The organism is Streptomyces sp. NPDC051576, from assembly GCF_040681835.1.
GTDB lineage: Bacteria > Actinomycetota > Actinomycetes > Streptomycetales > Streptomycetaceae > Streptomyces.
Map to the genome: position 1 here is coordinate 536825 of NZ_JBFAZO010000006.1, position 26285 is coordinate 563109.

The window sequence follows — 26285 nt, forward strand, 5'->3', positions numbered from 1 at the left end:
GGACACAGTCCCGCAACAGTGAGTCCGTCCTCGTCTCGCACCACAGCGAAGCCCGTCTGGAGAGGAAACTTCACTTCGGAAAAAGCGACGCCGTCGTGCTCAATCATCAAAAGGCTCCTGCGGGAGGTCCAGAGAGAACAGGCGGGCGTAAACTCTCACCCTTTTCAGAACGTCTGCAGCTGATTCCCCCGTCGCATCGGCCGCCCGCGTAAAGTGGTCTGAGCCCACACGACCCCTGAGTTCCGGTTTCTGCCCGTCTAGATGGACAGTCAACGTAAGCAGATCACGCCAGTGCACGATGCCCTCAGGGACCGCGTCGACCACATATGCGAGGCGCAGACCGAGTGGAGCCATCCGGGTGAGCCGCTGATGGGTCTCCTGTAGTGACATGCCGAGCCGTCCGGCGATCTGTACCAACCGTAGGGCGTCTACTTCCGTCAAGTAGACGTCGTCCACACCGAAAGCGGGTGTTTCCCGAGGGTCTACGAGCAATTCATGGTCGTAGAGATCCGGATGCCAAGCGCTCAACTCCTCGGAGATTTCTTTCGGCAGCTCTGGGAGAGGTGCACCCAGCACTCGATAGGGAGCGATGGTGTTGAGGAACTCGCCGACAGTGGAACCGAAGTCGAGGGCACCGGCAATGATCTGCCCGACACCGAGGGTCCAGCTTACAGGTTCCACTGCCCAGCGGGGAGTGATCAAATATTCCTGGAGTAGCCAAGGTTGGAGATCTTCAGCGCTTTGAGCGATCTCGGGGAGCTGAGCCTCAGGATAGGTCCTGGAGAAGCAATCACGGGCTTCTCCGATCGATCCGAAAATCATTGAGGCGAGAAGAATTAGGTCCGGCTCGGTGATGGCCACGTCCGGAGTTGTGAAGGTGGTCAGTTCCTTCATCTGGTTCGTCGCACCGCGCCTCATATAGCGACCGGACAAAATCGCCGTCACGGCCAAAGAGGCGGGGCGATGTAGGAATTCCTGTCGGCCTGTCCAACGATCCATGATCTGTAGCGCGTAGCTGATGAATCCGACGGTGTCAGCATCGGGAACCAGATCCACCACGCCATTGGTCTCCGCTAGCCGAAGGAGTCCGCACTCTTCCAACGCTCCGAGTTCCGACCTGACTTCTTGATAGCTCGTTCCAACCAGCCCAGCGATATGAATCAACTGGACGGGCGTCAGAACGCTGCCAACCGCTTCCAAATGCCGTAGGGCCTCGACCTGCACTTGACTGAGTGACTCCGGGTACCGTTCACGTCCCGCCACACTCACACCCAGGGGGGCAAATCGATCACACATCTCAAGGATCTGCGAGATATCCCGGCCGAGTTCACCCGCTGCGTGGGCGATATGCGCGGGCTGCAGTGGCCCAGATGTCCAGGGAGGAATGGTGCTGAGTCGAACCGACAGTAGCCTGGTCTCGGCTGCCGTACATATGTGGTCTCCAAGCTGACCGAGTTCTGCACGCGGCCCGACCCATCCCGTGGGCGCTGCTGCGGCAGCCCTGCGGACGACCTCGCGCAACGGCTGGTCAAGTTGCGCAGACGCCTTGACCAGACTCCCAGCAATGATTGGGGAAGGCGGCAGACCAGGTGGAGACCATGCGGCCAGCGCCCCGGCAAGCGGGGCGTCCTCTTTCTTAAACGTGAGATCGACAGAGGCGCAGCGGTGCAGATGGCGCAAGTCCAGGCCTGTTATTGCAAACTTTCGCAGTCGACGGAGAAGCTCCGCGACCGTCTGTTTCTCATGCGCGGTTGCGTCGAGAATTTCTTCTAGCAGAACAGGACTGTCTTCACCATATTGACGGTGGAGCCGGGCCAGGAGAGCTCCGTCGATGGGATCGGCCAGGGGAAAACCCTCGACAGAGAGCGCCTGAGGTATACGACGCAAGTTTCGCTGAGTGCTGGCCCTTCCCTTCCAGGCGCCGGACCGCCAGATCGTGAACCATCGAGAGTAAAGGTAGTAGTTTCTGCTCTTTGGATCGAAGAGTTCTTTGTCTTGGGGAACGCAGCCAACCTCGGCCAGCGGAACGGTTGCACTCTGGCCCCAGCCGCCACCAATCGGTATCTCGGCTCTGGTTTTGGCTAGGTGTTTAAAAATACGCTCAGCCACTTCAGCGGAGGAATCAGTGACTTCCCACAACCAAGACAGCGTCAATCCCGGCCATGCGTTCAGAGCAGGCAGCGAGTCGTCAACTTTGCCATAAACCCAATCTTCATGCCAGGTGCGAAGTTTCTTTCGGTCGACAGTGAATTGAGGGCGGTGCTCGTCACGCAGATTGACGATCAACCCGTAAATCTCCTCGTTGGTACGCAGGCCATCCGCCGCCAGACCACCCTCGCCCGACACCCACCAAAGGTCGCGATCAAACTTGAGTGATTCAGCCGATTCATCCTGATATCGAAGGTGTCGGGGCTGCCACTCCTCCGGCGCCGCGCCATGCTCGGCTGCAATAACACTGTATTCGGCGATCCACAGCAGTCGGCGAAGAGTCTGCAGAACGGAGATCTTCTTGTCGGGCTCTTCGTCTCCAGTGAGGTAGAGCCTGATCCTGGTTCCGCCTTGGAGCATTTCCTCCGATGGAGTCACCTGCATCAGGCTGCCACTGCTGGCGATCCGGACGGCGAATCCTTGCGATGAGGGGATTCCCTGCTGATCCACAGGACGCGTGTACAGAAGAATCTCGTCCGCAATCATGAAATAGCTGAAGACTCCAACGCCGAACTGACTGTTGGAGACCATGCGTAGGGGTGGATCGAGCTCTTGCCAGAGGGAGTGCTCGGCACGGTAGTCCTGCGAGTAGACGAACCTCTCGCCGGCTTGGGAAAAGACGTGCTCCAGCACTTCCCGGCTCATCCCGACGCCATTGTCCTCGCATTCGATGTATTCTCGGTCGCCGTCCAGGCCTTGCCGGAAGGCGATCTCTCCCGTCCACGGCGCGGGACGCCTTCCCTTCCTCCGTAGCCCTTCGAGGCGAGTGTCCCGGTATCGGCAGGCGTCCAGAGAGTTCTGGTAGAGCTCACGGATCGCGAGTGCGGGGTCGTCGTAGAGTTGTCGCCCCATCAGCAGCTCACGGATCTTGTCCTCAGAGAGCCGGAACCGGGTGAGGGGCACTTCGTATACGGCGGTGCCGTCTGGGCCCGGACGGTCGGGCCTCACTCCGTCATGAGTGATTCGGAAGGGCAACGCGTCGGCGACTGGGCCCAGTCGCCCGAGTTCGTGTAGACGATTCAAGACATGCTGCCCGGCGTTGGCCACGGCTTGAAAGGCATCTTGCTGGGCGGGATGAGTGCAGATCAGTGCCAGATCGAGGTCCCCCTTGCGTCTTTGCGCGCGCAGCAGATCGGCGGCGTCTTTGACGGAGGCAAGGGACAACTCGAGGCCGGTGCCTATGTGATCGGCGATCACTGCGGGCAGGCGGCGTGGGTCGGCCGCCAGGGTCCCCGCGAGCCACAGAACTCCGGTTTTCCCCCGCCAGTCGTCCGGCAGCGCAGCGAGCCTTCCCTCCAGTCGCGCATCGGCCGGCCCTGCGGCAACCGCGCGGATCAACGTCTCCACCAGATGGCGGCACTCCCCCTGGCTTAGATCGGCCACGGTCCTGCGGATCAGGTACGCCCCTCGATCAGCACAGGCCTGTGATCGTGGGAGCTTCCACAGACCGGTGAAGCCATCAACCCAGCGGTGGACCAGCCACATGACGAGGGTCTCCGCGGCTTCCGTCTCGTGTCGTCGGGTCAGTCCCTCGACCCGACGAGTCACCTGGGGGTACATCTCGTGGGTGAGCTCAAGGTCTGTACGGTGGCCCCGCTCGTAGCAACGCTTGAAGTCACCTGGCCTGATCGCCGCGGCCTTTCGCACTCCTTCCGCGAGAACCGCCTCACGCATGAAGGGTGCCGCAATCATCACTGCCGCTTCCTCCGGCAGGATTGGGGTGCCCTCGGTGAGGATTTCCGCGGTGAAGTCGATGGTTCTGGCCGGGTAGTTCGGGTCGAACCAGTGGTCGGTCATCCCCGTCTTCTCGCGGAGCAGGTCAGAGACCTCCAGATATGTGCGCGCGCAGTCCTCCGCGATTCCCGTCACGTGCCCCCGTATCTCATCCGTGATTCCGGAGGTCAGGTCCCAGAGACGGTTCTCCGCGGCGACGCGGCGCCACGCGGAAACAAGTTCGTCACCCTCGCAGATCACCTGGTCCGCGGCGTTCCGTAACATCATCACCGGGTAGGCGTTCGGAACCTGGGAGCGGTCGTCTCCTCGCCCCGTAGTCCTGCGCATTTCCTTGGTGACCTCATTGAGTACTGCGGAAAGCGTGCGCGCCGGGTGGCGGCGGTCGAGCACCCGAGCGAGTGTTCTCGTGAACACACTGCCGTCCTCGCCGTAGTGGCAGACTTGCCCGGGTGCGCATCCAGCCACCATCACCTGCGAGCCCCCCGCCGGGTAGTGGAGCACACCTCCCCCACCTCCCTCCGAAGGAAGGCCCGCCGGAGAGTCTCGGCACGCATCGACGAAGAACACCACGAGTTTCGCCTGGCAGTGGCTCAAGTCGGGAATCACAGGCACAAGGCTGTCCAGGATGAGCTCCCCGCCCTCGCGGAAGGCATCGCTGGGAACCAGATAGTCCACACCGTCTATGCTGACGCCGTGTCCGGAGAAGTAGAGGAGCAGCACACTGCCCTCCGGGGCCCCAGCGCAGGCCTTCCTGATCGCAGCCCGAATGCGGTTTCCACTCGGATCCAGCGTGTCCTCGCCGATCGAATCGACCGAGTAGGACGACAGCGTCAGCGCCGACCGCATCTTCTCCAGGTCGTTTCTCACCACCTGAGAGATGGGGGAGAACGTCGCGTCATCACATTGCGGCACACCGATGAGTAGCGCTTGACGTTGCGTCACCGGCTCATGGTACGGAACATGCCCATCAGCCAGCAGCCGATCGACACAACCAACTGCTGCCGTCATCTACTGGGATTCTGTAGCACGTCCCCGCGTCAAACTACTGATCTCTCGCGGAGAGTGTCCGTCGCTGGGGGCTTGTGGAGTCCAGCGGTCTTGCCTGTGGTGCGGCCGAGGGTGATCGGTGGTCACTCCTGGGCCGAAGAAGGGGCTGTTCGGCTCCATCCGGTTTGGCCCCCGCCAGCGCTCATAGCGTCGGCCATCCTGACCAGTTCCGCGCCATGGATTCGGTCCGGTCGAAGGCCCTGGCGACCGGGTCCATGAGTGGCCCCCTGACGCTGGCACGACTCGACGGTCTCCGTACGACTGAGTGTCAACGAGCACAGCGGGAGAGCGCGTTGAGAACTTTCGCTGTGCTCACGATGAGGGAGTTGCGGACTGGACGTGCCGAGCATTCTCAGACAGCCGATGCGGCGTCAGAGAACGCGGTGCCGAACACCGTGACCGTGACCGCCTCCACTGCGAGCGGTGGGTGGGCGTAGGTGTCCCAGGTCTCGGAGAACTCGGCATGCCGTGAGAGCGCCTGCACGGTCTTCGGGTCGTGCTGGCCGGAGGCACCGAGCGTGCTGGTGTAGAAGTGCTTGAGATCATGGAAGCGAGTTCGCTCGGGAAGTCCGGCTCGGGTCACGGATTTTCGCCATTTCGCATAGAAGTCGTTGTACAGGACGGGGCGACCGATCCGGTTGGTGACGAGAAGGTCCTCCGACATGAGGTCGACAGGAGTGCGGTCCTGTCTGCGGCGTTCGGCAGAGGACAACCTGGCCTCTGGGCCGGAGAACTGCGCAGCGTGCCGGGCGAGCTGTTTGATCAGGAAACGATCCACTGGCAACGTCGCATAGCTGGATCTGGTCTTGAGACGTACAGCCTTGCCGCGCTGACGCTGTTCCACGATGCGAAGCAGGCCATTTTCCCAGGACACGTGACCTCGCATCAACCCGAAGGCTTCGCCCAGACGCAGACCGGCGCACGCGCCTAGCCAGATCAGAACCTCGTAGCGGGGCGCCACCCGCCGCATCGCAGCTGCGACTGCTGCGACATGTCCGGGTGACAGCACAACCTTGACGCGCGGTGTGACTTCCGGAAGTTCGATCCGCGAGACGATGTTGGACGGGAGCGGGACATCCTCGTCAACCATGTAGTGCATGAGAAGGCGCCAGATCTTGAAGATCTGGACCACCGTGCGGGGCGAGTTGATGTTGGGTTTGTCGATCAAGTAGTCGACGAAGGACGTGGAGTCCCGGCGGCGCAGGGTGCCGACCGAGCGACTCCCGATGAACGGCAGGACATGGTTGCGGAGTTGGCCTTCGTAGGCGGCGGTCGTATGGGCGTTCTTTTGTCGCTGGCGTCTCCTTTCAATCATCTGAGCCGCGTAGTAAGCAACGCGCTTGCTGTCGGAGGGGTTTGGTGATTCCTTCCCTTTGATTTCTGCAAGTGCCCTGTCCAGGTGCTCACGCGCCTCCTGCCAGGTGGTCAGGCAGACTCTTCGCTCTTTGCCGCCGATGTCGGTGTAGCGCGCTTGCCATTGCCGACCCCGGCTATGATCCGCAGACGGGTATAGGGGGCGCTTTTTAGTGCCGCATCGGCACGGCTCCTCGCCGCGTTCTGGTTTGGGATATCGCTTGTGCCAGCGATCGAACGGCTCGGTCGGCTTGCTCAATGTTCCGCCCGTAAATCGGTGGTGCGTTCTGCGCGCGTGTTCGCCCCCGTACCGGCCCGGCGGGCGTTGTGGGCAGTCCGGAGGTTCACGTCGGTGGCGGTTGATGCGGCGGAGCGCCTTGTGTGGCCGGTGCGTCTGGTGTCTGTTCAGGGCCGGTCAGAACGATGCTTTCCGCTACAGCCGGTAGTTATGCACAACTGTTCATGGTGGACCTTGATGGTGTGACGATCGAGTCACCGTGTGCCCAAAAGTCAATCGCTGCCGGATCCGCGACTTGTGTCCATCGGAATGCAAATCCGACGACTTAGAGAAGAGCGCGGCTACAGCTTGGAAGAGCTCGCCGAACGCAGCGGATTGAGTTTTCGAGGACTGATTTACATCGAACACGGGCGGCGCAATCCGGGGGTGCTGACCATCTTGAGCATCGCGTCCGGCCTGGACGTAGCGCCTGCCAGGCTGTTCGAAGACGCCGCGGAGACGGCCGACGAAGCAGACTCTGAACGCTGAACGACGCAGAGCCTTCGGTACCGTCCACGAGCGATATGTGCTGCCCGAAGGGGCGGGCGTAACCAGGACACAGTGGGCGTGAGCTGCCGGTTCACCAGGCGTTGGTGCTCCAGCAGCCGGATGTCGCGGGTACACCTCGCGCCCAGGGTGATCGCGACCGCGAGGTCCACGATCACCTGCCCCCGGTCGTGCAGCGGCACGAACCCCGGCCGGCCAGCTCCGCCGACAGCTCCCCGGTCAGGCCCGTGCGCTCCGCGAGCAGCCGCAGATGCACCCCGCCCACATGCCCGACCTGCCCCCTCCCGTCCCTCGACATCGTCAGACCCCGCGCCCACTCGCTACCCTGCGCGTGAACGGTGCCCCCCCCGCTCATGATCCAGTCCTCAACAAGCCGGATCATCGCAGGTCACGGGGCACCTTTTGCATTCGGTGGCAGACCGTCACGGTTCTTGGAATTCGTGGTGAAACACCGAGGCTTGCGAAGACAGGCCGACTGTCTGAGCAGCGGCCCTTGCCCAGCACCGCGGCACGGGATCGCCTGGGCCTGACCGCTGTCGGTCGTCGATGCGGGTACCGGGCGCGGTATCCGCGAGGAACCGCTACTACCCACGAGGCTTGCTGAACGTGGACGTCTCTCGCAAGGTAACGGCTGCACCTTGGAGGTCCGCCAGACGTGCGGCAAGCGTCGCTTCCGCAAGGCGAGGTGGCAGTGCGGCACTGAACTTGAGGCCGTTCAACGCGCGGGAGTCCACCGAGGGTAGACACAGCTGGTCGGCGGCCTCGGAAGTGGCCTTCTTCCATTCCGAGGGCGTCACGTCCTCGCGGAGTCGGATACAGGAGTCGGTGGGCCGCTGGAGCGGATCGGCGACGGTGGTGAGCGTGGCGGCGAGGGTGGCGTTCGCCCGGTAGCCGGCCCAGGTCCACCAGCGCACATTGGTGTCATGCCCGCCTCGCACGATCACTGTTCCGTCGGGGTGGACCAGTTCCGCGCTGTCCTCACGGGCCTGGGCGAGCGCAGCCTCCGCGCGTCGGGTAACGGAAACCGGCGGATCGGCGCCGAGCAGTACCTCCCGTGCAGCGCGGGTCAGCTCGTACGAGGCGCTTCGGCCCGAGCCCGCTCCACCCCACCGCGCCTTGCCGCCGCTCTCGACCGGTTCGACGAAACATCGACGGCGGGACCAATCGATGTAGGTCACCTGCCAGCTCCGCCCGGCGAGGAGCAGGCGCCTTGGGCCCGGCACCTCTTCGGTGAGCAATGCGGGATTGGTCGTGCCGATTTCGGTACGGCCCGACAGGACCGCGAATTCCGGGGGAGCGGTGAAGACCGCTGTGAGATCCATGAAGTGCCGGTAGCCGAAGCGGCGTTCGGCCTCGGGACCGATGAACAACATGCCTCCGTCCCGGTCCAGGTACCCCTCCGCGAGCAGGTGACGAACGATGGGCTCGGCTGACGGACCGAAGGGGCCGAGCCCGCCCCACCATTCCTGCCAGAGCCGGTCTCCCACGCGGTGTTCCTGCAGGCAGAGGGCCAGTACTTGCTGGGCGACGATGTGCCGGGGTTCAGGCGGGGCTACGACAGGTTCCACCCAGCCGCGCGACCACAGCAGGAGCAGGGCTGCCGCACTGAGCAGGCCGTCCTCGTCGACGGTGAGGAAGAGGCAGTTGCGGGTGGAGCCGGGCCGTCGGCCGGTGCGGCCGAGGCGCTGGAGGAAGGAGGCCACGGTGCCAGGCGCGTCGATCTGGATGACACGGTCCAAGTCGCCTACGTCGATGCCGAGTTCCAGTGTGCTGGTTGAGACGATCACGCAGTCCCGTGCGTCGGCGAATGCCTCTTCCGCCCGCCGCCGCTCATCCACCGACAATGAGGCGTGTGACAAGAACGTGGTCACACCTTTCGCCCGCAGGCCTTCGCCGAGTTTCTCGACCTGGCGGCGCGATTCGCAGAACACCAGTCGTTTTTCGCCGCGGTGCAGGGCGGCGATTACTGTGACTGCGTTCTCCAGCGACCCCACATAGTCGAGTTGGACGTCGCCGGGTGGCGGCAGTACGGGTTTTTCCTCGCGCAGATGCGGGGCGACGACTTGCGCCGTGCGCTGTCTGCTTCCCGAGCCTTGCAGCCAGGTGAGCAGTTGCTCCGGGTTGCCCACCGTTGCGGAGAGCCCGATCCGCTGCACCGGACGCCCGACAACCCGCTCCAGCCGTTCGAGCACGGCCAGCAGGTGCCAGCCCCGGTCGTCCCCTGCGAAGGCATGCACCTCGTCCACCACGATCGCCCTCAGCCCGGAGAAGAAGGCCCGATGGTCGACGTTCGTGCTGACCAGCATCGCTTCCAGAGACTCGGGTGTTGTCAGCAGTACGTCCGGGCGGTCGCGCAGGATTTTCTTACGACGTGGCTGTGAGACATCTCCGTGCCACAAGGCAGCGGTCCGTCCCAGCCAGGAGGTGTACGTCTCCAGACGTGGCAGAAGATTGTTCAGCAGCGCTTTGAGAGGACAGACGTACAGGACGGACGTTCCTGTCCAGTTCTCCGCCGCCATCTTCGACAACAGAGGAAACGACGCGGCCTCGGTCTTTCCGCCTGCGGTCGGAGCGAGGAGTACGGCATCCGAGCCGTCCAGCAGCGGTTCGATCGACTCTTCCTGAAGCGGCCGAAGCCCGGGCCATTCCAGGGTGTTGACGATGTGGTGGACCAGCCCGGGGTGCAATCGATCCAATGGCTCGGGGGCGCCCGTCACGGCAGCTCCAGCTCGATCTCGTCGGCGCTGTCCGCCGCCGCGTTTCGCTCGACCTCGCTCAGCTCGTCGGCGTTCAACGTCAGCGCGTAGTGCTTACGCGGGTCGAAATCCTCGAACTCGTCCACCCGGTCCAGTACGTCCGCGACGAGCTTGCGCAGGAACAGACGCGGCGCGATCCCGGCCCGCCCGCCGAGCCTTCCCGTCATCGCGGTGGCCAGCTCTGCCACGTACCCATCGTCGACGAGCGAGGCGACACGCTCAGGATTCCGGGCCGCTCCTGCATACAAGTCTCTTACAGAATGACCGAGTTCACCCAGTCGCTGGAGGTCGAAACCGGTCAGGCGCAGCTGCACTGCACGTGGCGAGTCGAAGCGCGGGTCGGTGGAGAAGTCGGTGGCCAGTCGCTGGGCGAGCGGGGGCAACCGCTGAACGCCCTGCTGCCCGTCGTAGAAGGCAGGGGTGCCGGTGATCACCAGGAAGAGACCGGGGAAGCGGCCTGCGTCGATCTCGTCGAGTAGCTGCCGCAGGGCGTTGAGCCCCTTCTCCCGTACATCTCCCCGCACCCGCTGCAGGGTCTCGATCTCGTCGAGGACCACCAGAAGTCCGGGATGCCCGCAGTCCTTCAGCACGGTGAGCAGCCCCTGGAGGAAGCCGAGCGCCGCGAAGTGGTCGAGATCTCCGCGTACGCCGGCTGTGCGCCGCGCGGAAGCGGCGACCGACTTCTGGCCGCCGAGCCAGGCGATGACAGCCTCCGCGGTCGCCGCATCTCCGTCCAGGGTGGCCTTGCGGTAGCCGCGCAGTGCGGCGGAGAAGGCGGGGGTGGTCTGGGCGACGGCACGCAGCCGCTCTTCCGTCAGGGCTTCGACGGCCGCCTCCAACGTCACGCTGTCTTCGGCGAGTTCGGGCTGTGCCTCGTTAACCTCTTCCTCAAGGGTGTAGAACCATCCGTCGATTACCGAGCGCAGGGCGCTGGCCGGTTCGGTCGCGGTGGTCAGCCGTTCGGTGAGCCGCCGGTAGACCGTCTCCAGCTTGTGAAGAGGCGTCTCCGTCTCCGAGATCTGGATCTCGGCGGCGGCGAGCCCCGCCCGCTTCGCCCGTTCGGCGAGCCAGCGCGCGAAGAAGGTCTTGCCGGAGCCGTACTCGCCGCGGATCGCGTGGAAGGCCGCGCCGCCTGTGGTGATCGTGGCGATCCGCTCGTCCAGCGCGGGCGTGAAGCGTTCGAGGCCGACTGCGAACAGATCGAGGCCGGACTGGGGCACGGTCCCGCGCCGCAGCGCGTCGATGACCTCGCGTCGGCGGGCCGCGCTCACGGGTGCGGCGCTCATGCGCTCCCCTTGGGCAGTTCGAATTGCTCGCGCAGTGTGTCGCGGTTGAGCCGGACCCGGGTCCGGGAGTCGATCAGGCTGACGACCTCGTAGCCTTCGATGTTCAGCAGCCGGGTCAGCACGGTGACGAAGCCCTCGGGGCGGGTGTGCGTGCGGCCGCCCGAAGCGACAGCGGCCGCGGCGACCGCCGCGAGCGAGAGCGTGCCACCCGAAGCTTCGAGTGCGTCGATGACGGCGGCCACCACCTTGCGGTCAGGGGTTTTGCGGACGAACTTGCCCTGCTGCTCGTAGAGCTTGGTGGCGACGACCTGGCGGCCGAGCGTGTGCGGAGCCGGCACGGCGGGCGCTGCCTTGGCCACGGGAACCGGGACCGCGTCGTCGGTGAAGAGCTCACCCTCCTGTGGCCGGGCCTTCGGCTTGGCTGACGGCGTTTTCCTCACAGGCTTGGAGGACGGTGCGGGAGCGGGAGCCGTCACCGGCGCCAGTGCGGTATTCGCCTCCCACCACGGCGGTTGCACGGACTCACGCGGCAGCTCGGCCCAACCCACGGGCGCGAGGTCGGCAGACGGCGCCAGCACCAGTACCGGCACCGTCATCTCGGCGAGTGCCGCACCGCCGTAGTACCCGGCTCTGCGCGGGGTATAGCAGATCTCCTCCGACCAGGGCACGGTGACGCGGCCGCCGTTCTCCAGCACCCGCGGTCCGTCCAGCACGACCTCGCCTTCACTGACTGTCGTCCCCGTACGCCAGCGGGCCGACTCAACACCCTCAGCAGCCACCGGTCCCAGCTCGGGCCCCTGCCGGTCCAGCACATGGCCGTGATCGGACACCAGCACCACCGGACGCCCTTGCCCACGCGCGGAGTTGAGTAGCTCGGGGAGGTACTTCACACGGCTCACAGCCCAGTCCGCGAGTGAACTCCGTTGGCCGTGGTCGAGACTCTCTTCGATGGCGTCCAGAACGACACCCACCACGGCGTCCGAGGCGATCGCCGCGACCAGCCGCGGATCGAGCAGGTGCCCCGCAGGTCCGGGAATCTCGTTTTTGTGGAAGAGGGCTGCAGCATGCCCGTTCTCCTGCCAGAAAGCGGCGAATCCCTCCTTCTCCACGCTCTGCCCGCCCGACACCGGACGCCCGCACAAGAGTGTGGCCCTGCTGAGCAACGTCACCGACGGAATCGTCGCGACCGCGGCCGCCCGCCGCCCCCCGCCGGACAGTTCGCGCCACCGCCCCACACCTGTCAGCTCTTCGCCGAGCTGAGCCGCGACCGCGCTACTCATCCCGTCCAGGACGAGCACCAGCGGCGGCCGCTCGGCCGCCAGCGGCAAGGCGACCGTCCGCAGTACGTCCTCGATGAGCAGCACTCCACCGGGCTGCGCAGCACTTGCGTGCTGCGTCCACGGTCCGAGCTCGGCCGCGAAGGCTTCGTCGATCTCCGCTCGCCTCCGTCGCGCCGCGTCGTGCACGGTGCGGTACGCCTCGACCAGAGCGGCCTCGGCCTCGGCGTCGCCCACCCACAGCTGGGCCAGCGCCCGGTCCACCCACCCCCAGTCGGCGACGTGTGTGTGCAGGGCCTGGTCGACCGAGGACACCACAGGCTCCTGCCCGTCTAGCCAGTGCCTCAGCCGTACCGCCATGCGCGCCAGCTCGACCCGCTTCGGATAGAAGACGGCGCCGAGATGATGCTCTTGAACGTGATCCCAGGCTGCCTGTGCCTCCTCCGGTCCCTCAGTAAGCGCCTCGGCCAGCCGATGCAGTCGTGCCTGGAAGCCGGAGGGAAGAAACGGGTTGTCGGCGAGCGCAGATGTCAGATGGGCGCTGCCCGCCAGCTCGTCGGCCTGGAGCAGTACGTCGAGCACCCGCTGCCGGGCATCGACGCTCTGCGGCCCCCGCCCCGCCGCCTCACCGATCCAGCGGGTCAGCGTGCCTTCCACCGCCCGTGCGTAGGCGCGCAGTTCGGAGGGCCGGGAACCGATCATGCCGAAGACCGTACCCAGTGCGACGGCCGCGTCGGCCGACGCGGATTTTCCGGTCATGACGGACGCCAGTACACCGAGCGCGGTTGCCTCGGTCCCCCGGCCGCGGAGCGCGAGCCGCAGCAGTACAGGGGCGGCCTCGCCCGCGCTCTGTGCCAGCCAGTCGGTGATGCCCTGCTGTTCGGCTTCGGGCAGCGCGGCAAAGCGCTCCGGGCCGCCGGGCGTACGGGACCAGGTGAGCAGCGCATCGACATCCACCGATGCCCCATCCTCGAAGACGCCCTCAAGCCCGAGCCGCACCCCGACGAGGGCTCGCATCGCCGCGTCCAGGGTGAGCACGGCCCCGTGCTGCGGCCAGCCGCCCACCGGCTCGGCGACGATCAGCGCGCCGGGCAGCCACAGCCACGGGTCCCGTCGCATCCGCGGGTCAAGGTCTGCGGCGCCGAAGAGCTGCTTGACGATGTCGGCCTCGTCAACGGCGATGATCTGCGAACGCACCATCTCGCCCAGCAGATCGAGGCCGATCCGGTCACCGTGCACATCAGTGGTGACCACCAGCAGGTCCGCGCCCTCGGTGGCCAGATGAGACTGCCAGGCATCGGTGAGGCCAAGCACCGAAGTGGTGTGCGTGACCCGAACCCTGCGCCGTTCGCCGTCGCCAGTCGGCACGGTGAACTCCGTGGGCCCGTTGGACGCGTACTTCCCGTGGACCAGCACAAGCCGCCGGCCTTTCGTGTGGGCAAGACGCGTGGTGAGTAGCCCGGTAACGACCCGCTGGTCGAGTTCGGGCACTGTGGCCCCCATCAGTCCTCGCCGCCCGGCACGCTCGCGCCGTCGCCCTGAGTCGCGTGCAGCACCTGCCAGTTGATCTCGATCTCGACGCCCGGGTGCGCGGCCGCATAGTCCCGGATCTCGCCCTGTACGTCGGCCAGGGCCCTGCTGAGTGCGGCTTCCAGGACACTTTCGCTGTCCGTGGCCTTCACTCGCCGAGACCGCCGGGTGGCTGTCGGCGTAGCCGGCAATGGCGACTGACCGTGCGTGGTCGGCCTGTCGTCCTCGGCCCGGGCAGGGGAGACGATCGCCTCCGACTCGACAGGCGGGGGCGGCAGCGGGGGCGCGACGGGCGCGACGGGGGTCACCGTGCTGAGCCGCGCTGCCTCGTTGATCAGAGCCACGGCCTGGCCGCGCGCGCTGCTCAGTACCGGGGCCAGATCTGTGTCGAACTCGTCGGTCCCTGCCGCGTCCGCGATCTCGGCGAGCAACAGCTCGGACCGGTCGGCGAGACCGTCCCCGCGCCCGGTGTACTTGCGTACGCTGTCGATGAGATCCCAGTCGGTACGCTCCAGCGCCTCCAGTACCCGCTGCGCCGAGGACATCGTCTTGGCCAGCACCACATCGGTGCTCAGATACGTCGCAGCCGCCAGATCCCGCGCGAGCGGTGTCGCCTCCGGGTTCTGTTTGATCCGCGCCAGCAGATCGGCAGCGTCCCGCACCGACTGCTCGCGTGCGCTCAGTGTCTCCCCGCTGATGCCGAGGGCACTTCGGTACCGGGTCAGTGCGCGCCGCAGCCCATTGACAGCAGCCTCGCGCTCTTCGGCCTTCGCACGAACATCCGCCGCGAGCGCGTTGACATTCCTGGTGAACAGCACCTGCGGCACGCTCGTGCCGAACAGTGCGGCGGCCCGCGTGTGCGCCGCTGTGAACTCGTCCTCGCTGGGCCGCTCCTGCGCCCGCAGTGCCCAGCCGGGACCGAACTGGTCGAGCGCAGGGGCTTGTTCGGCCTTGCCACGGTAGATCCAGGAGCGGTCGGACAGCAGCGCGTACGTCGCGATAACCAGGTTCGAGACCAACTTGTCAAGGCCCGTCCAGCCGAGCTCGGCGATCCAGGTGCGGATGTCCTCGACCGGAAAGTCGCCCTTCGCGCCGTGCTTGGCCGCCTGCTGGTCGATGTGACGGCGCCAGTCCGTGGAGACGTTCAGCGGCCCGTCGTGCACCTCACCCAACTCCAAGGGATGCACGATCCGCGCCACATCCGTCAGTTCGCGGCTGTCGACCACGACCCGGCGCGAGCCGTCGTCCATAGCCTTCGCGATCCACCCGTACGCCATCTTGAACTTCGCGGGAGTGACCGGTTTGCGGCTCTCCTGGCGGTCGAAGTTCGGATGCTTGGGATACATCGAGTCCAGCAGGCCATCGGCGAGCTTCAGCAGGTTGTACTTGAAGACGCCGCCGCCCTGGAGCTGCGGAGTGTGTCCGGCATACAGCGAGTGGACGTGTTTGCCCTCGGTGACCTGGGCCCCGAGGTCGGTCTCGTTGGCCTTGGCGATCCCGTACGCCTGGTGCAGCACCTGACCCAGTTGCGAGACGAGGGTCTCGCGCTGCGCCTCCAACTGATGCTTGACACGTACCTGGTCGTCTGAGGACAAATGGGTCGCGAAGTCCTTCAGCCGGTCGCGCTCCAGCAGGTAGTTGATCTTCAGGAGCCGGCCGAGCTGGGTCCCCCGCTGAGCGGAGAGGAAGGACGGCAGCCATACAACGGTCGGCGCATCCGGCTTCTCCCGCTGCAACCGGAAGACCCGGTTTTCGTCCGCGCTGGGCAGGCCCTTGTCGTTCTCGTCGAAGGGATAGTCGATGACGAAACGGATCCGGTCCGGCGCGGACGGCTCGAACTGTGTGTCGGGGAGGATCTGCGTATCGCGCACGTTCTCGAAGACGAACTCGGCCGTCCGCCTGGTGCCGTGCCAGACGACCTCGCGGTCGGCGACAAGGGTGCCGTTGTCGGCAATCACCAGCTCCCGCCACAGCCACTCCTGCACCCACCGCTTGCGTGCGCCGAGAGTGTCCTTCTCGCCGACGCTGTCCAGGATCGGTTCCACATCCAGGTCGGACAGATGCAGCGTGAACACTGGGTCCACGTCGTTGCCGTCACTGCGCAGCTCGCCGGGGAACTGCGCCTGGAGCTCCTGCATCCGCTTGACCACGATCCGGTCCTCCTGCCCGGTGCGGGAGCGGATCGATCCGTGGTTGAGTGCGGAAAGGCGCGGCCCGGTCAGCCGGGCGAGGGCAGGCACTTCGGGGGCGAGATAGGCGAGCAGCATCGTCTTGACGAACCGGTCGTCGGCCTTGAACTTGGTGTCGTCTGGGGAGCCGTACTTCTGCAGCAGATGCTCCTTTACCTTGCCGTGGAAGCGAGTTGCCGCCTCCGCCTCGCTGCGCAGCCGGTCCGTGAACGCCTCGCCCATCCCCTCGGCCAGTACGTCCCACAGGTCGCCCAGCGGGATCAGCTCGCCGACCTTCATGTCTTCGCGCCGCTTGTAGAGCATCTGCTGGAGCAGCTTGAGGCCGGTGCGCTCGCGCTGGAGAGCGCCGGAGAGCGCGACCAGGACGTTGAGGAGGACGGGCGAGACCGGGTAGAGCGACTTGAAGTCGGCCCAGTCGGCGTGGGTGGCGCCGTTGGCGTCGAGAAGCACATCGCGTACCGACTGGTTGGACGTCTCGACCCGGGCGAAGGCTGCTTCGAGTGCGGCCTTCGCCGCGTCGTCCTTGGGCTTGAGGACCCGCTCCTTGATGATCTCCGGGAGGTTGCGGTCCTCCAGACTGATCGGGTCGATACGGCCCGCAAGGTATTTGACCTGCTGCTCCAGGTTCTTGGCCTCCGCGCCGACCGCGTCTGAGCCGATCAGCTCGGACAGGTCGCGCTGGCGGGATATGAAGGAGACGACTGGCAGCGCGCGGCCACCCGTACCGGACTCGATCAGCTTGACCAGTTTGTTGACTTCGTCATTGACGAAGGTCCGCTCGCGCAGATGCGCTTGGAGCCAGAGGATCAGCTCGTCGAGGAAGAGGATCAGCCCGTCGTAGCCAAGGGACTTGGCGTGCCGGCTGATGATGTCCAGCCCGTTTTCGAGGGGCAGGAAGGCGTTCTTCGCGCCGAGTGCGCCACGGGAGTACGAGGAGTACGGGCCGGAGAGCAGTGCGGACGCCAGCCAGTCGCGGACCTGCTCGCCGGGGGCGGATGTTAAGGCAAGGTCAAGGAGGGCCGGGGTCCAGACCTTCGGGGCCTCCTTGACGTCGAGGTCCTCTAGGTCGCTTTCGTCGTCGGTGGCTTGCTGCGGGGTGGCATTCGTGTCCTCCGGCAGCGCGGGGTTACCGAGCCAGCGTACGAACTGCGCGTCGTCCGCGAAGAACTCCCGCTGGCGGCGGGCGTCGTCGAACATCGCGTCCGCCCGGTAGACCGGTGGCACGGGCGAGTCCGGGTGCAGCCGCCGAACCGTGGCGACATAGCCGCCGAGGATCGCCGAGTCCAGGTCCGTCGCGCCGACCAGGTGGAACGGCACCATCAGGAACTTCTGGTCCCGTAGCCATGTGTCGTGGTCCGCGATGATTGGCTGGAGTGTGGGCTTGGCGCGGGCGGCCGGATCGTTGGAGAGGATGGCGTGCAACACGGTCATGAAGTGGCTCTTGCCGGAGCCGAACGAGCCGTGAAGATATGCGGCGTTGGACGACCCCGCCCGCACCGACGCCTCAACGATCTTCAGCGCCCGACGGAGTGACTGCTCCAGCTGTGGGGTGACCACATACTCGCGTACACGCTCGGCGGTCTCATCGAAACCTCCGGACAGCTCGACCTTGAACGATCCGGCAAGGACGGACTCGGGGAGGTCCAATACGTCCCGGAGGTAAAGGTCGCCGCCGCTGCTACTCATCGTCTTCCGCCGCCCTCTTCTTGGCCGTCGTTGCGGTTGTCTTCGCTGTTGCGGTTGACCTGCCTGCCCGGGTCTTCTTCGCCGGACGCCAGTCGGTGAGTGCGCCGGGGGTGAGCTGTTCGCGTGCCAACTCCCCGTCCAGGAAGCTCTGGAACTCCTCGGCGGCCGATTCCTCGCCCCACTCCTCGTCCACCTCCCCGAACCACTGCCGCAGCCACGGCATCAGTTCCGCGATCCCGGCGAGCAGCGGTACGAGCCGTTCGGTGGGCCAGTCCTGCTGTTTGCGGCGCTCACTGACGAGGTTCAGCAGGGCGGTGGCCTGGTCGCGTTGGTCCCAGCCGGCCCAACCCAGGAGCAGGGTCGGGTCGGAGTCCGGATTGGCGCCTGGATAGGACACGAACCGCTCCTTGGGGACGTCCAGCTTTCCGCGGTTCGACCAGTAGGACTGCTTGATGAAGTCCGCGGAGGTGTACTTCGGCGGTACGGCGATATCGAGATGCTCGCCGGTACGGTCCTCCTCGCGCTGCTTCTCCCAGACGTCCTCCCACTGCGAGCGCTTGCGAAGCCCGGTGTCCTTGTAGCGGTATGCGGCGAGGTAGGGGACATGCTCGGCGTCGACCACGTCCTGGAGGATCTGGGCGAAGGAGAGGTTCGGCTTGCCGAGGTGGGCGGCGTAAAGCGATGCGGTGTTGAGGATCGCGTCCGCGTCCGGGCGCCTTTCGAGTTCGTCGGCGAGCTGGCCGACGCTGAGGGTGCGGGGCTGTTCGAAGTCGTTGAGGATGTGGAACCAGAGGGACTTGTCCTCGCACTGGTCAAGTAGCCAGGTCCGCAGAGCGACCTTCTCCTGTTTTTCCCACGGGTCGGTGGCCCAGCGGCGCTTGCACTCGGGACGCTCGATGCGCTCAATGTCGCGGCGAGCGGCGATGGTGTCGATGCGGGCCTGCACGATGTCTCGGTACCCGTCTGGCCAGTGGGCTGGGATATCGGTGACGGGAGTGGAGCCGTGTCTGCCGAACCACACTGTCTCAGCCTCGCCGGTTGCTTGCCTCCGAGCCAACACGATCTCGAATGCCCGTTCCCCGAGTTTCACTTGGGGGATGGTGACGGGCAAGGAGGATGTAAGTCGGGCTTTCTCGTCGTCGGCGAGAAGTCCGTAGGAGTGATAAACCTCCCAGTCGAGCTCCTCCTGGAGAGCGACCATGCGCTGGCGGGTGCACGTCCAGATGTCCCGGGCGGCATCGAGACGAGTGCGAGTGGGCGGCTCATCGGCGGCGCATATGGCCGAGGGCTCGTGCATGGCCACGTCTTGAGCAAGAATGTTGAGAGTACGGCCGAGGTTTAGGGGGAGCTGGTCAGGGAGCGGAAAATCTTGAAGTTTGGCCCCAGCGAATTCGTAGAAGCGTTCCCATTCGTCGTGCATGAAGCCGCCGGTTCCCGACTGGCTACCCTTATCGTGGCAGACCTGCTTGAGCCAAAAGCACGCTGCCGACGAGTTGAGTACTCCCAGCAGTGCCAAGTGCTCGTCCTCGCTTGAGCTTTCCGGAAGTTTGATCACCGGCGCGGAACGATTGAATAGACGTGACTGGGTGTCGAGAGTGAAGTGATTATGCGTGGCAACGAAGGCGAAAGATATTCCATTCGGAGTTTTGAGCTTGCTCGAATAGTTTTCGAGATGGCAGAACCAAGGGTAATCGTTCTCGATTACGGTCTTGCCGAAGATGACGCGTTTTGATAATTGGGTTCGGAACGGCCACAAACTATGTTTGATGAGGTGGTGGTCCGAATTGATGGTCTGTCGGTTTTCTGGACCCGAATAGGGGTTGCGTACTGCGACGGAATCCGTGAATCTGAAATCTCGAACAACGTCACCCGTGATGAGTGTGCGAACTGCCGATTGGTCTCTGAGGCGTCGTGCAGTGTTTAGGTCCGGAAGGAAGAAGGCGTCGTCCGCGCCAGTTGCCGTTGTTCGCCCGATGCTGGTAGCTATGGAGCCCAGCTTCCGTCGCCCTGACGCGATCGCCTCGGCGATTTCCCCGGCCCCGCCACCATTTAGAGACCATGGGTGTTCTGCGAGCTGGTCGCGTGCAGAATCGACTGATGAAACCCATTCGCTCTCGCTGCCAGGTTGATCGATCTGCTGATCAATGGCGGACCAGACGAAACCGCTTGATGCATCATCCGGTTGTGAGGGTTCGCCGCGGATTCCCAGGACAGTGCGGACTGGATCTTTCTGGTAAGCCGTGCGATTTCGCCCAACCAGGATGACCGTTGGCGTTCCGTGCCCCGGAATGTAGGCTCCGGAGGTGTCGACGACATGCGTCAAGTCGACCTTTTGATGGAACCAGTCGATCAGCTTCCTTCCGAACTCGCGCTTCATGAAAGAGTTTGCCGTAATCTGCCCCGTGAACCCTGCTGCGCGCTCTGACCCACTCGTGCGCACTGCTAGTTCGAAGATCCGCTGCGCGAATGGTATCGATAACGCATATGTTCCTGCGCAGGTGTCGTACCGTTCCCTGTAGGCCTGGTTTTCTTGCTTGTCCTTTACTGTGATGTACGGCGGGTTGCCGACTACTACGTGGTACGAACCTCTCCCGAGTAGGTCGCAGCTCATCGTGAAGTCATAGACGTCTTCGGTGGTGTAAAAGAACTGTTCATGATCGGAATGCAGCCCCTGGCGAATCCCTGGGGCTCCGCGTCCGTGGAGCAAAGAGTCCCCGACTGCCAGGTTGATTCGGAACTCAGGAGCCGCATCCAGCCGCTCCGCGTCCGCAGCTTTGAGCGCAGCAATCATCAGCCGGAACCGCGCGATCGCCACCGCGAATGGGTTCTTGTCGCACCCGTGCACCGCGTCTAGCGCCCGCCGGATCAGCGTCCAGTCGTCCGCGCTCTTGTCGAATTCACGCCACTTCTCCAGCAGCCGCTGGAATATTCCCAGCAGGAAGTGCCCAGACCCGCATGCCGGGTCGATCGTGCGCAGCCCTGCAGGTAGTTCCCGTGCCACGCCGTACCCGTCAACGAGGGAGACGACCGGCTCGAGGCCGAACTCCTTCACCGCCGGCTCCAATGTCAGGTCGAGGATGAACTCCTCGACGAACACCGGGGTCTGGAGCAGCGCGTACGTCTTCCGTGCGTGCTCGCTCAGGTCTTGATACAGATCACCCAGGAACCGGGTGTCCAAGTCCTCGTTCACGAACGAGTGCACGATCTCGCCGTCCGAACCGACCCGCCGCCAGAACTTCAACAACGCTGTTGCTGCCTCATATGAAGGCGAAATCTCCCACAGCGGGTTGTGTGCGCGGTCGAAGAGCCCCGCCACCGTAGAGTTGGTGCCAGCAAGATGATCAAATGCCGCGATGATCCAGTCGCGGTCGTTTTTCTCCGGGTTCGCGGCGAAGAACGCCGCGTCGTTGTCCTCCGCGTCCTTGAGACGATCGCCGACACCTGCTAGCCACGGACGCGGGATTAGCTTGTTGTCCTCACAGAATCGGACGAAGACGCACCCCAGCACCCACGCCGCCGCGACCTGCGTGACCCGTTCGTCGCGCCATGTCTCGTACATAGCCGCTGTTCGCCCGGCGGCGCAGGCGCGCGTGTACTCGTCCGTGACCCGGTCCCGGTATTCCTCCACCGACTCACTGCGCACCCGCAAGTCGTCCTCCAGGAGCGCCACCTGCTTGCGGAGGTCCTTCAGTAATCCGTCCTGGCCGCTACCGCGCGCGCTCACTGCCCCAAACCCTCTCGATGTGCGGCCGAGACCGCGGCCAAGTCCTTCAGGAAGCCCTCGGTCAGTACCGCGCGTTCCGCGTCGCCGCCGGTTATCTCTACCGTGCGCCCGTCCAGCTCAGGTCCGGCCTGCGGATTGTGCGAAGGGGTGAGCAACCACAGTCCATGCGGCCGCCTGCCTGGCTTGCGCGCCCCGGATTGCAAGCTGATCAGCAGGTCGTGCCCACCTGCCTCGTAGTAGTGCGCGAGCAGCCCAGAAGTGTGAATGAAGAGCACCGTCCCCGGCTCCCGCGAAGCCGTCTCCTCCAACCGCGCAGCGACGCGAGGCCAGACCCGGACCACGAATGACCTGAGCCCGCTCGGGAGTTCACCGCTCCTGGTGTACCGCGTGTCCGCGCCCAGCACTTTGGACCAGTCTGTGCCGTGCTCTCCCGCCAACGCCCGGAACTCCTCCAGGAAGACTCGCGCCAGGCTCACCGGTACGACTGGGAATGCCTCCGCCAGCGCGTCCGCAACCGAACCCGTCTCACCCCGTAACCGCTTGACGTGCACGTTCAGTGCGAGGAAACCGCCCTCCCGTACTGCGGAGTCGAGCTTCGCGGCGAGCAGCAACGACGGCTCGCGCCCGGCGGCGGCTCCCGCCGCCAGCGCACGAGAGGCTCCGGTCACCGTGCCGGTGGAGGAGTACAGCCAGCTGCTGCCGGTCACCGCAGAAACTGGCATTGGAGGCTTGAAGCGCGCCTCGGCCGTCTCGTACGTCAGCGTGAAGCCAGCCTTCTTGAGCGCGTCCTCGACCTCGATGTACGTGGGCTTGCCCAGCACCATCTCGGGGAAGCGGGAACGCAACCGAGCCAGCAGCCCCTCCAGGCTGATGCCGACCTCGCGTCGTACACCCGCCGCGGCCTGTGAGATCTGAAGAGCCCGCCACAGCTCCAATGTCCGGGGGTATAGCTCAAGCCGGGGCGAGGCCGCGGCACCTACCGAAGTCGCTGCGGCCAGGGTGACGAGACGGGCGTCCGGGAGCGGGTCCATGCCTTCCGGTGTGCGCACCGCACGCAGGTCGCGGAGCGCCGCGGCCCGGTCAGGTAGCGGTTCGGCGGCAGCGACCTTCTCGGCGGCCTCGCCCAACTCAATGGCGTACGCGGCGAGTTCATCGGAAGTCGGATCGTCGGAGCCGTCCAGCGACTCCAGGGCTACGATCAGACGCCCCCGCCGCCGCATCTGCGCGAGCCGGGGCTCATGGTCCTCGTCGCGGCCGGTGAGGAGGGTCTCGGCGGCGACAGCGGCTCGTACGACGGCGAGCGCGGCGGCCTCCGTGCCCTCGGTGGATTCGCTCTCGGAGCCATGACCCGCGCTGAGCACCCGGGCCAGTTCGCGGGCGGTCATCACGCGTCCTGCATCCTGGACGGCTTCCACCAGCTCGCCGCACAGGAGGGTCATCCAGTCCGCAGAGGCCCACTCGCCGATCGCCGATCCTAGGTGCCTGGAGACCGTGTACTCGGAGGCCTTGACGGATTCCGAAACCTGCCGGTTGGTCGGCCAGGCGCCCGGCTCCGCTTTTCCATCGAGCCCGAGCCAGGCCGCGACGACCTGCGGCCGCTTGTTGTCCTTGCGGCCGGCCAATACCGGGTTGAGGAGCGCGGCGAGCCTTTCCACGTTCTGCCGGGCCTCATGCTCGGCGCCGAGCATGTCGTCTGCCGCTGGCACCGTGGGCTGTACCGGCACGGCCACGGCCTTGGGCTTCCTCGGCCGCAGGGCAGACGTCCACTGACGGTGTCGTCGGTTGAGCTCCTTCTTGACGACCGCGCCGATTCCGCGCTTGCCCCGGAAGCGGGGCAACGGCACATCCAGTAGCTCGCGGACTGTCACCGCGCCGAGTTCCTCGGCCACAGCCGCCGCCCGCTCGGTCAGCCCTGCATCCCTGAGGGTCGTTCCGAGCTTCGCCCTCTCCGCGTACAGATCCCGGATGCCGTCCTCGGAGAGTCCCTCCGGCAGCCCGCCGGCCCCGAGTATCGAGACGGTGTCGGTGGTCGGCGGAGGCTGGGTGCGGTCGGCCTCGGTGAAGATCGCCCGCCAGGCGTCCCGCATTTGGCGCAGCGACTCGAACCTGCGGTTGATGTCCCGGTGCAGGGCCCGCTCGAAGAATGCTTCGAGACCGGGCCTCAGAACCCCCACGAATGCGTCGGCGGCGAGCAGTGGTAGCTCGTCCTTCAGCGCTGTGAGCGGATCGTCCGCGCCGTTGCCCCACATGGGGCGCTCGGCGGCGGCCATCTCGTGCAGGACGACGGCGGCGGCGTACCGCTCCGCGTAGTCGTCGTAAATAGGACGCCGTGCATCGCCCAGAAACGGATCGAGATAGCCGCGGGTGCCCGCCTTGATGTCCCGGTCGGAGACATTGGCCAGGGAGAAGTCGAACAGCACGAGCTGCTGCTCGTCGTCGTCCCGGACCTTGATCCCGAGATTGGAAGGCTTGAGGTCGCGGTGGCGCATACTTTTGGCCGCAAGGTCGTCCAGCGCGGTGAAAAGGTCCTCGCCGAAGGACGCCAGTTCCTCGTAGCCCAGCTGCCCATGGCTGGCCAGCCGCTGGCCGAGTGTTTCGGGGCCCGCGTACTCCAGAGCAAGGACAGTCCGGCCGCCAATGGTCCGCGGACCTTCGTACAGTTTGACGATGCGTCCGCTGCTGATCTGTTGAAGGGCTGCGGCCTCGGAGGCGAGACGCTCGTTCTTGTCTGCGTCCAGGGCGACCTTGAGGACCCGCTCTTCCGCCGTCCTTGTGCCGCGCTCGTCCTCGGTAACGCGTGTCACATACAGCGCACGTGCCGTGGCACCCGAGCCGAGGACTCGCTCGACGGTCCAATCGCCGTCGACGGCCTGACCGGGGGTGGCAGTGAGGGGGTCGGCCTCCACGGCGACGGCCTGGGCGGCGCTGGCCTGTTCGGCATCATCGAGTTGCTTGAGGAAGGCGTCGGCCGAGTCCAGCCGATCGTCGACGGAGGCTCGGGTGGCGGCGTACACCAGCTCGTCGAGTCCGGCGTCCATGGCGTCGCTGACCGCATACATGTGCAGTCCGCCGTCGGCCGTGAGTCGCTCCTTGAGCGCGGTACGGGTCTCTGCGGGAGGCATCCCGGTCAGGATGTGGTGCGCCACCGCGCCGATGCCGAAGACATCGAGGTCCACCGGGTCCGGGTAGTCGGCGTCGGTCTCGGGTGCGAGGTAGCACTGGGCGGCGTCCTCGATGTGCTCCCCAGTGAAGGAACTCTCGCCCAGCGAGCGCAGTGAGGTGGTGTCGAAGTCGCGGGCGGATGCCTGCCAGTCGATGATTCGCAGAACGGGGTCGCTGCCGTTCTCGTGTGCGCTGACGTATACCGAACGGGCCGCCAGCGCGCGGTGGTAGAGCGAGCGGCGGTGGGCGTAGCGGACGGCCTCGGCGAGTTGGCGCACCATGTCACGGCGTACCGCTTCAGTCAGTTTCGCGCCGTAGACGGCAAGGTAGTTGTCCAGCCGCAGATCGCTTTCCCGGTGGCGGAAGAGGATCGCGGGGCCGCCCTGATGCTGGCGCAGGGCCACGGCCTGGGCGATACCTCGGTGGGTGATGCCCTGGAGCACCTGGTACTCGCGCTCGGCGGCACGGCTCGTAGAACGCCGCTTTTCCTCGCTCGCCTGCTGCTCGACGAGATAGACCCGGACCCGGCCTTCCTCGTGGATCATCTCCTTGCGCTCGGCGAGCCGGTCCTCCCACGTGGGGCCCGCGTCCAGGGGGCGGGAGGCGAGCTTCCAGCCGTCGCCGAAGTCGAGGTGAGCGGTTGATGCCCGCACCCCGATCTTCTTCATCAACTCGGGCAGGTGCCGGGTGAAGTCCTCCCTGACCCGCCAGTTCTCGCGCTCCGGCGGCAGGCTGAGGAACTCGTCCCAGATCCCTGGGAGTCCGCTCCGGACGCCGTCGCGTCCGTAGACATGGGTGCGCTGAACTGTGTCCAGTTCGCTCTGGAGTAGAGGGTCGGAGAGGAAGACGGCCGGGTCGATACGGGGGACGCGGAGGCTCGGGTAGAGCTCGCGGGCCGCTTCCTGGAGCCGGGATTTCAGCTCCTTGGACTTGAGGTCGGTGAGGTGCAGAGGGTTGCGGATCGTACGGATCCGGCCGTCGGGGGCGTGGAAGCTCCAGGTGTCGCCGCTGTTCGCGACCCGGCCGGGGTGCCCTTTCAGTTCGACCAGATAAAGGCCGCGGGGTACGGCGATGAGCAGGTCGCACTCATTGATGCGGCCGCTCATGGCGGTGAAGGAGAAGGTCGACCACGAGTAGTGCGGGGCGGTGACCGGCATCCGCTGCTTGATGTGGTCGAGAGCCGCCTGCTCCCACGGAAAGGGGGATGGCCGGGTTTGGTACCAGCGCTTTGGCTGGTGCTGGCCGGGCTTGGGAGTCGCCGGGCCGCCTGCTGCCGCCACCGCCGTTCACGCACCTTTCGCAGCCGGGTCCGCTCGTCGGTACGACGTGTGCCGGTGCTACTGGCCTGTGGCGGAGAATCACGGCTTCTCGAAACTAATCCAATGATCGATCACCTTGCCAGATCGGAGGCCGCATACAAGGCCTGGGGCGTGAAACTCCCCTTACGCGCACGGTAGTTGGCGCATCTCGGGCTGTAACTTTCGGCCATCTGCGGACGGTGCTCGGTGATCCTCGGCAAATGTGCCTACGATCATGTGGGCCATGCCAG

The 26285-nt window shown here is 65.4% G+C and carries 10 protein-coding genes; 1 reads left to right on the top strand and 9 read right to left on the bottom strand.

Annotated features, from left to right (window positions below):
• Nucleotides 1-99: 99 nt before the first annotated feature.
• Both AB0M63_RS23095 and AB0M63_RS23100 read right to left on the bottom strand, forming a co-directional pair.
• A complete protein-coding gene (locus AB0M63_RS23095) occupies nucleotides 100-4950 on the bottom strand; it encodes a caspase family protein (RefSeq protein WP_366020668.1) in 4851 nt (1616 codons plus the stop codon).
• Between the two features lie 391 nt (nucleotides 4951-5341).
• Nucleotides 5342-6601 carry a site-specific integrase gene (locus AB0M63_RS23100; protein ID WP_366020670.1) on the bottom strand — a complete coding sequence of 420 codons (1260 nt, stop codon included), beginning with the start codon at nucleotides 6599-6601 and terminating at the stop codon, nucleotides 5342-5344.
• A gap of 288 nt (nucleotides 6602-6889) precedes the next feature.
• Between AB0M63_RS23100 and AB0M63_RS23105 the strand changes: the two genes are divergently transcribed.
• Nucleotides 6890-7108 (top strand): helix-turn-helix transcriptional regulator, encoded by a 219-nt coding sequence (locus tag AB0M63_RS23105; RefSeq protein ID WP_366020712.1) that lies wholly within the window; start codon nucleotides 6890-6892, stop codon nucleotides 7106-7108.
• A gap of 172 nt (nucleotides 7109-7280) precedes the next feature.
• Here AB0M63_RS23105 and AB0M63_RS23110 read toward each other — a convergent pair whose 3' ends face one another.
• From AB0M63_RS23110 to pglW, 7 genes are all read right to left on the bottom strand, one after another.
• On the bottom strand, nucleotides 7281-7424 hold the full coding sequence (locus AB0M63_RS23110) for a hypothetical protein (RefSeq protein WP_366020671.1): 144 nt from the start codon (nucleotides 7422-7424) through the stop codon (nucleotides 7281-7283).
• A gap of 286 nt (nucleotides 7425-7710) precedes the next feature.
• The gene (locus AB0M63_RS23115) at nucleotides 7711-9843 is read right to left on the bottom strand and encodes a DEAD/DEAH box helicase (RefSeq protein WP_366020672.1); all 2133 of its coding nucleotides are present in this window, start codon (nucleotides 9841-9843) and stop codon (nucleotides 7711-7713) included.
• Complete coding sequence (brxD, locus tag AB0M63_RS23120) at nucleotides 9840-11168, bottom strand: BREX system ATP-binding protein BrxD (protein ID WP_366020673.1); 1329 nt, start codon at nucleotides 11166-11168, stop codon at nucleotides 9840-9842. Before brxD ends, AB0M63_RS23115 begins: the two co-directional genes overlap by 4 nt.
• On the bottom strand, nucleotides 11165-13948 hold the full coding sequence (gene pglZ / locus AB0M63_RS23125) for a BREX-2 system phosphatase PglZ (RefSeq protein WP_366020674.1): 2784 nt from the start codon (nucleotides 13946-13948) through the stop codon (nucleotides 11165-11167). Before pglZ ends, brxD begins: the two co-directional genes overlap by 4 nt.
• Entirely contained in the window at nucleotides 13948-17850 is a 3903-nt protein-coding gene (locus AB0M63_RS23130; protein WP_366020675.1) for a PglY protein, read from the bottom strand. Before AB0M63_RS23130 ends, pglZ begins: the two co-directional genes overlap by 1 nt.
• On the bottom strand, nucleotides 17843-21574 hold the full coding sequence (pglX, locus tag AB0M63_RS23135) for a BREX-2 system adenine-specific DNA-methyltransferase PglX (protein WP_366020676.1): 3732 nt from the start codon (nucleotides 21572-21574) through the stop codon (nucleotides 17843-17845). The genes AB0M63_RS23130 and pglX overlap by 8 nt, the downstream gene beginning before the upstream one ends.
• Nucleotides 21571-26016, bottom strand: coding sequence for a BREX system serine/threonine kinase PglW (gene pglW, locus AB0M63_RS23140; protein WP_366020677.1), 4446 nt, complete (start codon nucleotides 26014-26016; stop codon nucleotides 21571-21573). Before pglW ends, pglX begins: the two co-directional genes overlap by 4 nt.
• Between the last annotated feature and the right edge of the window lie 269 nt (nucleotides 26017-26285).